This window comes from Nocardia cyriacigeorgica GUH-2, assembly GCF_000284035.1.
In the GTDB taxonomy this organism is placed as follows: Bacteria; Actinomycetota; Actinomycetes; order Mycobacteriales; family Mycobacteriaceae; genus Nocardia; species Nocardia cyriacigeorgica_B.
Window position 1 is genome coordinate 2,235,205 of sequence record NC_016887.1, and the last position, 12,899, is coordinate 2,248,103.

General features: G+C 70.7%; 10 protein-coding genes. 9 read left to right on the forward strand and 1 reads right to left on the reverse strand.

What is annotated here, in order from left to right; genetic code table 11:
- Positions 1–238: 238 nt before the first annotated feature.
- Positions 239–766, forward strand: coding sequence for a hypothetical protein (locus NOCYR_RS10035; RefSeq protein ID WP_014350254.1), 528 nt, complete (start codon positions 239–241; stop codon positions 764–766).
- Positions 767–938: 172 nt separating this feature from the next.
- On the opposite strand, the gene NOCYR_RS10040 is transcribed toward NOCYR_RS10035, so the two are convergent.
- A complete protein-coding gene (locus tag NOCYR_RS10040; protein ID WP_197538413.1) occupies positions 939–1,514 on the reverse strand; it encodes a DUF6223 family protein in 576 nt (191 codons plus the stop codon).
- A 211-nt stretch (positions 1,515–1,725) separates the two neighbouring features.
- On the opposite strand from NOCYR_RS10040, the gene NOCYR_RS10045 reads away from it, so the two are divergent.
- The 8 genes from NOCYR_RS10045 (at position 1,726) to NOCYR_RS10080 (ending at position 12,897) form a co-directional block, all read left to right on the forward strand.
- Entirely contained in the window at positions 1,726–2,829 is a 1,104-nt protein-coding gene (locus NOCYR_RS10045) for a sensor histidine kinase (protein ID WP_014350256.1), read from the forward strand.
- Positions 2,826–3,500, forward strand: a complete 675-nt coding sequence (locus NOCYR_RS10050) for a response regulator (protein WP_014350257.1) — start codon at positions 2,826–2,828, stop codon at positions 3,498–3,500. Before NOCYR_RS10045 ends, NOCYR_RS10050 begins: the two co-directional genes overlap by 4 nt.
- 115 nt (positions 3,501–3,615) lie before the next feature.
- Positions 3,616–4,347, forward strand: coding sequence for a bifunctional 1-(5-phosphoribosyl)-5-((5-phosphoribosylamino)methylideneamino)imidazole-4-carboxamide isomerase/phosphoribosylanthranilate isomerase PriA (priA, locus tag NOCYR_RS10055; protein WP_048833235.1), 732 nt, complete (start codon positions 3,616–3,618; stop codon positions 4,345–4,347).
- Between the two features lie 9 nt (positions 4,348–4,356).
- Entirely contained in the window at positions 4,357–5,199 is an 843-nt protein-coding gene (locus NOCYR_RS10060) for an inositol monophosphatase family protein (protein ID WP_014350259.1), read from the forward strand.
- A 4-nt stretch (positions 5,200–5,203) separates the two neighbouring features.
- Positions 5,204–5,977 carry an imidazole glycerol phosphate synthase subunit HisF gene (hisF, locus tag NOCYR_RS10065; RefSeq protein ID WP_036535683.1) on the forward strand — a complete coding sequence of 258 codons (774 nt, stop codon included), beginning with the start codon at positions 5,204–5,206 and terminating at the stop codon, positions 5,975–5,977.
- A gap of 136 nt (positions 5,978–6,113) precedes the next feature.
- Positions 6,114–7,769 (forward strand): fatty acyl-AMP ligase, encoded by a 1,656-nt coding sequence (locus NOCYR_RS10070; protein ID WP_014350261.1) that lies wholly within the window; start codon positions 6,114–6,116, stop codon positions 7,767–7,769.
- 32 nt (positions 7,770–7,801) lie between these two features.
- Positions 7,802–8,068 carry an acyl carrier protein gene (locus NOCYR_RS10075; protein ID WP_014350262.1) on the forward strand — a complete coding sequence of 89 codons (267 nt, stop codon included), beginning with the start codon at positions 7,802–7,804 and terminating at the stop codon, positions 8,066–8,068.
- The gene (locus NOCYR_RS10080; RefSeq protein ID WP_014350263.1) at positions 8,065–12,897 is read left to right on the forward strand and encodes a type I polyketide synthase; all 4,833 of its coding nucleotides are present in this window, start codon (positions 8,065–8,067) and stop codon (positions 12,895–12,897) included. The genes NOCYR_RS10075 and NOCYR_RS10080 overlap by 4 nt, the downstream gene beginning before the upstream one ends.
- Positions 12,898–12,899 lie beyond the last annotated feature (2 nt).

A 12,899-nucleotide genomic window follows, 5' to 3' on the forward strand; every position in this document is an offset into this window, starting at 1 on the left:
GGCCGCTGTGGAAGACCGGTAGCGGCGGGTGCGCTGTGCCCTCGACGGCCGAGCGCGTGTCGAGTTCTGGGGGCAGGTCTTCGGGCATATCCGCGATCGTGCCGGGCTCGCAGGCGAGCGGTGGCGACCGTCGGGCGCCGCGTCGGGGACAACCCTGAGCCCGGGGTCGGAAATTCCAGGGCCGCGCCCGGATTCGCCCGCCTGCCCGCCGTTCTAGCGTGGGGACCAGGAGGTCGCCATGAGGTCCGTCACCGTAGCGTCGACCGTGATCGGGGTGTACGCGGTCGTCGCGAGTTTCGCGTTCGCCACTACCGCGGTCGAGACAATGCTGTTGTACCCGAACATCTTTCGTGACGTGCCGCAGTCGCTGGCGCAGACCGAGGAATTCATGAGCGTGGTCGCCGTCGGCGATGTGATGCGGCCGATGGGCGGGGTACTGACGCTGACGGCGCTGATCGCGTGCGCCGTCGCGGTGCGCTACCGCCTCGCCCGCGGGTGGATGGTCGCCTCGCTGGTCTCGCTGATCAGCGGGCAGTTCCTGCTGTCGGTGCTCTACCAGTGGCCGCGTGCGTCGATCCTGTTCGACGATCGCGACCAGCACACCCTGGCGGAGATAGAACAGGCGGCGACGGAATTCCTGGTCGGGCAGGGTTTCCGGATTCTCGCGGCAGGAGTCACCGCGGCATGTGCGGTAGTGGCGGCGCTGCTGTGCTACCGGGCGCGAGTGCTGGCGACGGCAGCCGACGACATCGTGGCAGCGCTGTAATCGGTGTCGGGCCGGTGCCGCCCCGCTGCCCGTGCCAGTGCCGGTGTCGGAGCGGTGCCTGTGCAGGTGCAGCACGGGCACCGCGGGTGCTGATTCGACGCGCGCGACACTGCTCGCGCGGGCTTGCCCGCTATCCGACGGGAAGGAGCGGGTGCGCCACCGTGACGATCGATCACGGCGCTGTGCCGGCAGCTCCCCGGGCGCGGGCGAGGCTCACGCCGCCGAGCGCCGCGCCGATGAGGCCGAGCGCGATGGCGATCCAGGCTCCGACAATGCCATTGCCGGTGCCGGGACCGCCGTCCGCGGTGACGGCGAACCAGGCGCCCGCCGGCACGGCGATGGCTCCCGTCGTCAGTGCGATGGCGCCGGCTCGGCTGCCTGCCGCGCCGCGCCGTGCGCGGGCCAGCGCCAGGCCGCCCGCGATGACGCCGACCAACCCGATCAACGCGGTCAGCGTCGGGCCCAGCCGCCCCGAGGTCATCCCGGTCGGCGCGGCGACCTGGTGTACCGCGGCCGCCGCGGGCGCGACAGCGAACCCGGTGAACACCACGGCCGCCGCCGATACGAGCAGAGCGCGAACCGACGTGGGTGTGGACAGGGTGCGGGCGGATGTGGGTGTGGGCAAGGCGCGGGCGGACGTGGCTGTGGGCAGGGCGTGAACCGATGAGGGTGTGGGCAGGGCGCGAGCCGACGTGAGGGCGGGCAACGCGCGAACAGACATCTGTGCGGGCACAGTACGAACGGACATGAGTGGCTCCTTCGACGATCCTGATGTTGCGATCATCCGCCTCGCCACCACGGCCGAACATCCTGCGGGAGAAGGCAATTCATCCTGCGCGAAGGGCAGTAGGCGAGTACCGCGAGCGCAGCGCGGCGCCGGCGATCTACTGCGTCCGCGGTAGCGCGGAATCATTCGGGTAGCGGATTTGCCGCCGCTCATGGCCCGTTAGGGTTCATTCATGACCAGGGGATTGCTGGGTGACGCGGTGATCGCCGCCGCCGTGGCGGTGATCTTGCTCGTCGCCGGGCTCTCCGATCACGAGGCCGGCGGTGCCCTCGTTCCGCTGGGTTACGCTTTGCTGGCCGGTAGCGGGCTGGCCCTGGCCGCGAGCCGGCGCGCTCCGGTGGCGGTGCTGGCCGTGACGGGGCTGTGCGCCCTCGGATACCGCGCCATCGGCTTCGACGTACCCGCGGTGGCCTTCCTGTTCGCGGTCTACGCTGCGATGCGGGCCGGGCACCGCGTGCTCACGGTGACCGCGGCGGTGCTGTTGCTCATCGCGTTCCAGCTCACGGCCCTGATCGAGCTGCGTGATCCCGCTGCCGCGTTCGCGCGGGCCCGCGGCGCGCTCGAGCTGGCCTGGCTGCTCGCGGCGGGCGCGGCGGGGGAAGCCCTGCGGCAGGCCGAGCGGCGCGCCGACGAGGCCGAACGGACCCGCGAGCAGGCCGCGCGCCGCCGCGCCGACGAGGAACGCCTGCATATCGCGCGCGAATTGCACGATTCGCTCACCCACCAGATCTCGGTCATCAAGGTGCAATCCGAGGCGGCGGTACATGTCGCGCGCAAACGCGGTGAGGACGTTCCGCAGACGCTGCTGACGATCCGGGACGCGGGCCGGGAAGCCGCCAGGGAGCTCCGGGCGACCCTCGAGGCGCTGCGCGACGACGACAAAACCCCGCCGCACGGACTCGCCGACGTGCCCGCTCTAGTGGACAGGGCCCGCGCGAGCGGACTGGACGCGACGCTCACCGTCGACGGTGAACGCCACGGTCTGCCCGCCGCGGTAGACCGCACCGGCTACCGGATCGCGCAGGAGTCGCTGACCAATGTCGCCCGCCATGCCGCCGCGGACACGGTGTCGGTGCATATCGACTACCGGCCCGACGCCCTCGTCATCCGGGTCGATGACGACGGCATCGCGGTTCCAGGCAGCAGGCCGGTCCACGGAGTCGGGTTGCTCGGGATGCGCGAGCGAGTCACCGCCCTCGGCGGACGCCTGCGTGCGGCGCCGCGCGGCGACGGCGGATTCTCCGTACACGCCGAACTCCCCGTGGAGCGGCCATGATCCGGGTGCTGCTGGTCGACGATCAGCCGCTGATCCGCAGCGGATTCCGGGCGCTACTCGACCTCGAGGACGATATCGAGGTCGTCGCCGAGGCCGGCGACGGGAGCGCGGGGCTGGCGCTGGCCCGGCAGCATCGTCCCGATATCGCGCTGATCGACATCCAGATGCCGGTCCTCGACGGTATCGAGGCGACCAGGCGCATCGCCGCGGACCCGGAGCTGGCTGGGCTGCACGTGGTCATCCTGACCAACTACGGCATGGACGAGTACGTCTTCGAGGCGCTGCGCGCCGGGGCCGCCGGGTTCCTGGTCAAAGACATCGAGCCGGAGGATTTTCTGCATGCGGTGCGGGTCGCGGCCCGGGGGGACGCGCTGCTCGCGCCGTCGATCACCCGGAGATTGATCGACCGCTACGTGACCAGCGGCCCGGCCCGGCCGGTAACCGCCGGACTGGACGAACTGACCCAGCGAGAACGCGAAGCCGTCGTGCTGGTCGCCCGGGGACTGTCCAATCACGAGATCGCCGAACGCCTGGTGATCAGCCCGCTCACCGCGAAAACCCACATCAATCGGGCGATGATGAAACTGCACGCCCGCGATCGCGCGCAGCTGGTGATCCTGGCCTACGAATCCGGCCTGGTCGCGCCACACAGAGGTGACCTGCGAGGCTGACGCCGGCTCCTGGCCGCGCGACCCGGATTCGACGCGGGCAGCGCGGCGCCGCACAGGCATCGTCACCGCAGGCCCGAAGCGGGGTTGCCGGAGGTGAGCTACTAGGCTGTACGGAGTGAGTCTTGTGCTGCTGCCCGCCGTCGATGTTGCCAATGGAGAGGCCGTGCGCCTGGTACAGGGGGAGGCCGGGAGCGAGACCAGCTACGGTTCGCCCCGTGAGGCTGCGCTCGCCTGGCAGGAAGCCGGCGCGGAATGGGTGCATCTGGTGGATCTGGATGCCGCGTTCGGGCGCGGATCCAATCGGGAACTGCTGGCCGAGGTGGTCGGCGAACTCGATGTGAAGGTGGAGCTGTCCGGCGGCATCCGCGATGACGAATCGCTGAAGGCCGCGATGGCCACCGGCTGCGCGCGGGTCAACCTCGGCACCGCCGCGCTGGAGGATCCGGTGTGGTGCGCCCGGGCCATCGCCGAGTACGGCGAGCGGGTCGCGGTGGGCCTGGATGTGCGGATCATCGACGGTGAGTACCGGCTGCGCGGACGCGGCTGGGTCAGCGACGGCGGCGACCTGTGGGAGGTGCTCGAGCGCCTCGAACGCGACGGCTGCTCGCGCTACGTCGTCACCGACGTCACCAAGGACGGCACGCTGACCGGCCCCAACCTGGACCTGCTGCGCGAGGTCTGCGCCGCCACCGACGCCCCGGTGATCGCCTCCGGCGGCGTGTCCACCATCGCGGACCTGGTCGCCATCGCCGAACTGGTGCCCGAGGGCGTGGAGGGCTCGATCGTCGGCAAGGCGCTCTACGCGGGCCGGTTCACGCTGCCCGAGGCGCTCGCCGCGGTGCGCTGACCCACCGATATGACCGTCACCTACCCCGATCCCGCCACCCTGCTGCCGCTGGCGGCCGAAGTGCTGGACGCGGCCGCGGTGCGCTTCGTCGACGGCCTCGGCGCGCCCAGCGCGGTCGACAAGGGCCACAACGATTTCGCCACCGAACTCGACCTGGAACTGGAGCGCACCATTTCCGCGCGGCTGCACCAGCTCACCGGGATCGAGGTGCACGGTGAGGAATTCGGCGGCCCGCAGCTGACCAGCGGCACCGCCTGGGTGCTCGACCCCATCGACGGCACCTTCAACTATTCGTCCGGCCATCCGCTGTCGGGCATGCTGCTGGCGCTGGTCCGCGACGGCGAACCGGTGCTCGGCCTGACCTGGCTGCCGGTGCTGGGCCGCCGCTATGCCGCCGTGGCCGGTGGTCCGGTGCTGCTCGACGGTGTGCCGCTGCCGCCGCTGCCCACCGGGACGCTGTCGGAGGCGATGATCGGTTTCGGCGCGTTCAACGTCGACTCGCGCGGCCGCATCCCGGGCCGTTTCCGGTTCGATCTGCTGGGTGCGCTGAGCCGGCTGTCGTCGCGGGTGCGGATGCATGGCTCCACCGGCATCGACCTGGCCTTCACCGCCTCGGGCGCGCTGGGCGGGGCGATCGTGTTCGGGCATCATCCGTGGGACAACGCGGCCGGGGTGGCGCTGGTGCGGGCGGCCGGGGGCGTGGTGACCGATCTGGCCGGTGAACCGTGGCATATCGAATCGGGCTCGGTGCTGGCCGCCGCGCCGGGTGTGCACAGCGAACTGCTGGAGATGATCGGTTCGGTGTCGGCGGACAAAGACATCGCGGCGGCCGGTCCCGGCCGGGAAGGATGAGGCCATGACGGTTGCTGTACGCGTGATCCCGTGCCTGGACGTGGATGCGGGCCGAGTGGTCAAGGGCGTCAAGTTCGAGAACCTGCGCGATGCGGGCGATCCGGTGCAGCTGGCCGCCCTCTACGACGCCCAGGGCGCCGACGAGCTGACCTTCCTCGACGTCAGCGCCTCCTCCGCCGATCGCGGCACCATGATCGACGTGGTCACCCGCACCGCCGAGCAGATCTTCATCCCGCTCACCGTCGGCGGCGGGGTGCGCACCGTCGACGATGTGGACCGGCTGCTGCGCGCCGGGGCGGACAAGGTGTCGGTCAATACCGCGGCCATCGCCCGGCCCGAGGTGCTGCGGGAGATGTCGCAGCGGTTCGGTTCGCAGTGCATCGTGCTCTCGGTCGATGCCCGCACGGTGCCCGACGGTCAGCCAGACACCCCGTCGGGCTGGGAGGTCACCACCCACGGCGGCAAGCGCGGCACCGGCATCGACGCGGTCGAATGGGCGGTGCGCGGCGCCGAGCTCGGGGTGGGGGAGATCCTGCTCAACTCGATGGACGCCGACGGCACCAAGGCGGGTTTCGACCTGCCGATGATCCGCGCGGTGCGCGCGGCGGTGTCGATTCCGGTGATCGCCAGCGGCGGCGCGGGCGCGGTCGAGCACTTCGTGCCCGCGGTGGAGGCCGGCGCGGACGCGGTGCTGGCGGCGAGCGTGTTCCACTTCGGCGATCTGAGCATTCCGCAGGTGAAGGACGCGATGCGCAAGGCCGACATCGTCGTCCGGTAGGAGCGTGGCCTCACCCCCAGGGTGCAGGTTGGCACACCCTGCGGGTGCGGGGAGCGGTCCCTGAGGGTGCTGTCGCGGGCGCGGTGCGTCGGTGAGAGTGGGAACTCCCCACCTCCCACCGCGAAGGAATCCTCCCGTGCACGACAGTTTTGTGCAGCACGTCAGGCAGCAGGTCGCCCGGTACGGCAATACCAGGACCTACACCTACCTCCACGAAGACGGCCGTGAGCTGCGCGAGGAGATCGCCGGGTACCGCGATCTGGACCGCGATGCCCGGGCGGTAGCGGTCTGGCTGGCCGCGCAGCCGGAGTCGGCGCGGCCGGTGGTGCTGCTCTACGTCGACGCGATGGCGTTCCTGCGGGCGTTTCTCGGCTGCCTCTACGCCGGCGTCATCGCGGTGCCCGCGCCGGTTCCGCACGATGAACGCAGTGCGCGGCGGGTCGCCGGTGTGATCGCCGATTGCGGCGCCGGTCTGGTGCTGACCACCGCTGATCTCGCGCCGTTGATCGCGCAGGCGGCGCCGGACGTCGTCGTCGCGCCCACCGATGGCCCGCTCGGTGAGCCCGATGCCTGGCAGCCGCCCGCCATCGACCACGACTCCATCGCGTTTCTCCAGTACACCTCGGGATCGACCGGCAACCCCAAGGGCGTGGTGGTCACCCACGACAATCTGCTGCACAACGAGGCCGCGATCGCCGCGCTCGGATTCGACGATTCCGCGACCGCCGTCAGCTGGATCCCGCACTTCCACGATATGGGCCTGATCGGCCTGCTGCTCGGTGCCGTCCACGTCGGCGGGAACCTGGTGTTCATGGCGCCGACGACCTTCCTGAAGCGCCCGGTGCGCTGGCTGCAAGCCATCGACAAGTACCGCGCAACCGCCACGGCCGCACCGAATTTCGCCTACGACCTGATCGCCCGGCGGGTGACCGACGAGCAGCTGGCCGAGCTGGATCTGTCCAGCCTCGAACTCGCCCTGTGCGGAGCGGAGCCGGTGCGCGCCCGCACCATGACGGCGGTGCGCGAACGGCTCGCACCGGCGGGCTGGCGGGCGACGGCGTTCCGTCCGGCGTACGGCCTGGCCGAGGTGACGTTGCTGGCCGGCGCCGCGCGCGAGGCGTCGATCCCGGGGTCGTTCGACACCGGCGCCGACGCACCTCTGGTCGGCTGCGGGCAACCTGCTCGCGGTCTCGACATCCGCATTGTCGACCCGGGAACCCGGAAACCGTTGCCCGACGACGTCGTCGGTGAGATCTGGATCCGTGGTGCCAGCGTCGCGGCCGGCTATTGGCAGCGCCCGGCCGAGACCCGCGAGGACTTCGGCGCCTACCTCGGCGACGAAGGGCCGTTCCTGCGCACCGGCGATCTCGGGCTCTTCTCCGGCGGTGAGCTGTTCGTCGCCGGGCGCCGCAAGGATCTGCTGATCGTCAACGGCCGCAATATCTATCCGCAGGACATCGAGGAACTGGTGCGCGGGCTGCACCCAGCGCTGGCCGGCACCGGCGTCGCTGTCTCCGTCGACGCCGGCGACCGGGAACGGCTGGTGGTGCTGCACAGCGTGAAGACGGCACTGCAAGACGGCATCACCCTCACCGAACTCACCGCGGTGATCAAGACCGCCGTCGCCCGCGAATTCGCCGTCCCCGCACCGAATGTCGTGCTGGTCGAACCGCGCTCGGTGCACCGCACCACCAGCGGCAAGGTGCAGCGCAGTTCGATGCGCACAGCACTGCTGCACCGCCGCGTCGACGGCGTGCTGCACCACGATCTCGAACCGGCACCGAGCCGCTGACCGCCCACCCACACCCCACTCAGGAGACGACTGTGTTCGCCACCGCCCCCACCCACCCGTCCGCCCTCACCGGCTGGCTCGCCGAGCGCGTCGCCGAATACACCGGCCGCGCGCCACACCAGGTCGATCCGGCCGTGCCGCTCGCCGAACTCGGCATCGACTCCGTCTCGGCGGTCGCGCTGTGCGGCGAGATCGAGGACCGGTGGTCGATCGAGGTGGATCCCACGCTGGTGTTCGACTATCCGACCATCGCCGAGATCGCGGTTTTCCTCGCCGGCGAAACGACGTCCGCCGCATGATGAGCACGCCGACCGCCAGCGACAGTTCCGATATCGCGATCGTGGGCATCGACTGCCGATTCCCCGGCGCGGCCGATCCCGCCGCACTGTGGCGACTGCTGATCGACGGCGGCGAGGCCATCACCGAGGTCCCGGCCGACCGCTGGCCCGTCGGTGACTTCCACGATCCGTCCGGGCGTCCGGGCACCATCAACAACCGCAGCGGTGGATTCCTCGCCGACGCCGACGTCTTCGATCACGAATTCTTCGGCATCACACCGCGCGAGGCCGCCGCCATGGATCCACAGCAGCGGCTGCTGTTGCACACCGCATGGCGGGCAATGGAGGACGCCACCCTCGATCCGCGCGCCCAGGCGGGTTCCCGCACCGGCGTCTACGTCGGCGTGATGGCCAACGAGTGGGCGAACCTGCAGATGAGCGACTACGGCGCGATCACCGCGCAGCACGGTTCGGGCAACGGGTATTTCATGACCGCCAACCGGCTGTCCTACCAGCTGGATCTGCGCGGTCCGAGTATGGCGGTCGACACCGCGTGCTCGTCGTCGCTGGCCGCCATCCACCTCGCCTGCACCGCGCTGGCCTCGGGGGAGTGCGATCAGGCACTGGCCGGCGGTGTGAACCTGGTCCTGTCACCTGCGGTCGGCATCTTCTACACCCAGGCCGGGCTGTCGGCGCCCGACGCGCGGTGCAAACCATTCAGCGGCCGGGCCGACGGCATCGTGCGCGGTGAAGGCGCGGCCGTGCTGGTGCTGCGCCGCCTGGCCGACGCGCAGGCTGCGGGGCTGCCGATCTACGCGGTGATCAAGGGCAGCGCCGTCAACTCCGACGGCCGCAGCAACGGCATCACCGCACCGAACCGGTGGGCGCAACAGCAGGTCGTCGAGCAGGCCTACGAGCGCGCCGGCGTGCGGGCCCAGGACGTGGATTTCATCGAAGCCCACGGCACCGGCACCGTCCTCGGCGACATGATCGAGGTCAAGGCGCTGGGCGCGCTGCACGCGGGCCGCCCCCGGCCCTGCGGAATCGGCTCCGTCAAGGGCAATCTCGGCCACACCGAGGGCGCCGCCGGGATCGCGGGCGTGATCAAGGCCGCGCTCGCCCTGCACCACCGCCTGGTGCCGCCGACCCGATACGCCGACACCGAGAACCCGACACTGCGGCTGGCGCACCACGGTCTGCGGTTGCTGGGAGAGGCGCTGCCGCTGGGCGAGCGGGCCGTAGGTGGGGTGAGTAGCTTCGGGGTCGGCGGGACGAATGCGCATATCGTGCTGGGGAGTGCGCCGGTGGCCGGTTCGCACGGCGCCAGTGGGAAGCTCGGATCGACGGTCGGCGCTGGGCCGGTTCGAGATGTGGTGTCGCATGACCTCGGTGGCACCGGACACGGGGCCGGCGATGTGGCCGAACGTTCCTCGGACCCGGCCGGTCGGCGCGCCGGCGCCGTCGGTGAAGGGCAGATGTCGTCGGCGGAGGGCGCTGCGGGCGCGCGTCGAAACGGTCTGCCGGTCGGGGGCCGCGGCAGTCGTGGCGGTGTGTTGACACTGTCGTCGGACAATGTCGAGGGGCTGCGGCGTAACGCGGTGCGCGTGGCCGAGGCGTTGCCGGAGCTGTCCGAGGAGCATTTCGCGCAGTTGTGCTGGACCAGCAATCAGGTCAAGGCGTCCGGTCGGCGGCGGCTCGCGGTAGTTGCCGCTGATCGGGACGAGGCGGTGAAGTCGCTGCTCGAGGGGCCGGAAAGTGCTGTGGCTCAACCGGTGTCCGCCGGGTGGATGTTCAGCGGACAGGGCTCGCAGTTCGCCGGGATGGCGCAACCGCTCGCGGCGGCGAGCCCGGGGTTCCGGCGTGCGCTCTGGCTCGTGGACGAGGCGATGAGCGCCCACCTCGGCCGGTCCATCCGCGACCTGCTGCTCGATGACGCCACCGATATCGACCGCACCGAACTGGCGCAACCGGCGATCTTCGCGATGGAGTACGCGCTCGCGAGTGCCCTGGCCGAGACGGGGCTGCGGCCGGCCTGGCTGCTCGGGCACAGCATCGGCGAATACGCGGCGGCCGCCGTCGCCGGAGGGCTCGAGCTGGATGACGCCTGCCGGCTGGTAGTGCTGCGCGGTGCGCTGATGGGCAGGCTGCCCGACGGCGGCGCGATGCTGGCCGTGCGCGCCGGGGAGGCAGCCGCCGAGGCCCACGCGACACGGCTGGGCACCGACGGCGTCGCGGCGGTCGCCGACCTGCTCGCCGACGAGCCGGATGTCGCCATTGCCGCCGTCAACGGGCCGGCCGATCTCGTCCTGTCCGGCGACGCCGCCGCGATCGCCCGCATCGACAAGGTGCTGCGCGAGCGGACCGTGACCACCAAGGCGCTCAGCGTTTCCCACGCCTTCCACAGCCCGCTCATGGAACCGATGTTGGCCGAATTCGAGGCAGCGGCGGGGGAATGCACCTACCGCGCGCCGAGCCTGCCGATCTACTCGACCGTCTACGGCCGCCTGCTCGAACCCGGCGAGACGATGGACGCCGCGTACTGGACCACCCACATCCGCACCACCGTCCGCTTCGGCCAGGCCGCCGAGGCCGCGCTCGACACCGCACCCACGCATGTGATCGAGGTGGGACCGCGACGCGTGCTCACCCCGCTGATCAGCCGCATCCGTCCGGAATTCGCCGGCCGCTGCCTGGCACCCAGCCCCGGCCCGGGCGCCACCGGCAGCGAGTTCGCCGAAACCATCGCCGCGCTGTACCGCGACGGGTTCGATCCGGACTGGGATCGGCTCTACGAGCCCGAGCAGCGGGTGCGTCGCCGGCTGCCGGTGTACGAGTTCTCGACCGAACACCGGTTCTGGGTCGAGTCGCCGGCCCAACCCGAATCACCAACCCCCACAGCATCACCCGACCACTCCGAGGACACCACCACCATGGACCAGATGATCGCGCTCTTCCGCGAACAGAACGCGCTACTGGCACAGCTCGCGCATAGGGCTGCCGGCTCGCAGACGCCGAAGGGCGGCGGGCACGATGGGGCGGCCGCGGGGTTTGCGGACCGGGGCTGCTCCCCGGTAGGCGCGGGGGTCAGCGACACAACTGCCGTCGGCTCTGCGCCTGCCGTCACGCTTCCCGTCGGCTCCGCGCTTGTCCGGGCGGAGGTCGTCGGCACTCAGACAGTCGCCCCCAAGGCTGTCGCGGCCACTGGTGTACGCGCTGCCGCCGGCGCTGCGACCACCGCAACCCCATCCGCTAGCGACCGCGAGGCCACCACCATCGTCTACGCCGAGGCGGCCCGGGTGAGCGGCTATCCCGTCGAACGGCTCACCGCAGCCCAAACCCTGAGCGGCGACCTGGGTTTCGATTCGATCATGACCGCCGATCTGTTCACCGGCATCGTCCGCCGGATGCCCGGGCTGGTCATGGATCCGGCGCGGTTCGGGGAGCAGGTGACGCTCGGCGATGTGGTCGGGTATGTCGCGGATGGTGGCGCCGCCTCGGCATCGAGCCGTGACACCGACCTCGCGGTCGCCGACCAGCGCGTGAACGCGGGGGCCGCGGCACAGGCACCGGGAGCCGAGGCCGAGGCGATCGCCCCGCCTCGGCATGCTGAGCCCACCACGCCGACTCCCGCGCCCGAACCGCACGTCGCCCCCGAATTCCGCATCAGCGAATTCCCCGAGGTGATGGCCATCGAGGGCCGGCTCGCGGGAGCCGAGGCACTCGGCCTGACCAACCCGTACTTCCTGGTCAACGACGGCGTCACCCGTGACACCTCGATGATCGACGGCAAGCCGGTGCTGAACTTCTCCAGCTACAACTACCTCGGCCTGTCCGGCGACCCGGCCGTGGCCGAAGCGGTGCAGGACGCCGTCGTCCGCTACGGCAGTTCCTGCTCGGCCAGCCGGGTGCTGTCCGGGGAGAAGCCGGTGCACCGGGAACTGGAAGCCGAACTCGCCGCACTGCTCGGCACCGAGGACGCGATGGCGCTGGTGGGCGGGCATTCCACGAATGTCACCATCATCGGGCACATCGTCGGCCCGCAGGATCTGGTGCTCCACGACAGCCTGGCCCACGACAGCATCGTGCAGGGCTGCAAGCTCTCCGGCGCCACCCGCAGGCCGTTCCCGCACAATGATCACGCCGCGCTCGACCGGCTGCTGAGCGAGCTACGGCACCGCTACCGTCGCGTACTGATCCTCATCGAAGGCGTGTACAGCCAGGACGGCGACATCCCCGACTTGCCCGCCCTCATCGCGGTCAAGAACAAGCACAAGGCGCTGCTGATGATCGACGAGGCGCACAGCATCGGCGTGCTCGGCGCCGGCGGCGGTGGGATCGGCGAATACTTCGACGTCGACCGGCGCGAGGTCGAGCTGTGGTCGGGCACCATGTCGAAGGCGCTGGCCGGTTGCGGCGGGTATGTGGCGGGCAGCGCGGAGCTGATCCGCTTCCTGAAATACACCACGCCCGGGTTCGTCTACAGCGTCGGCATGACGCCGATGAACGCGGCGGCCTCGGCCGCGGCGATCCGCCGGCTGCGCACCGACCGCGAACCGCTGCGACAACTGCGGCGCAATGCCGAGCTGTTCCTGACGCTGGCCAAGGAGGCCGGGATCGACACCGGCGACAGCCACGACACCCCGATCATTCCGTGCATCGTCGGCGATTCGCTGAAAACGCTGAAGCTGTCGGCCGCGCTGCTGCGGCGCGGGATCAACGTGAACCCGATCCTGTACCCGGCCGTCCCGGAAGACCTCGCGCGGCTGCGGTTCTTCGTCACCGCCTGCCACAGCGAGCAGCAGATCCGCGAGGCCGTCGCGATCCTGGCCGAGCAACTGGCACTGCTATAACG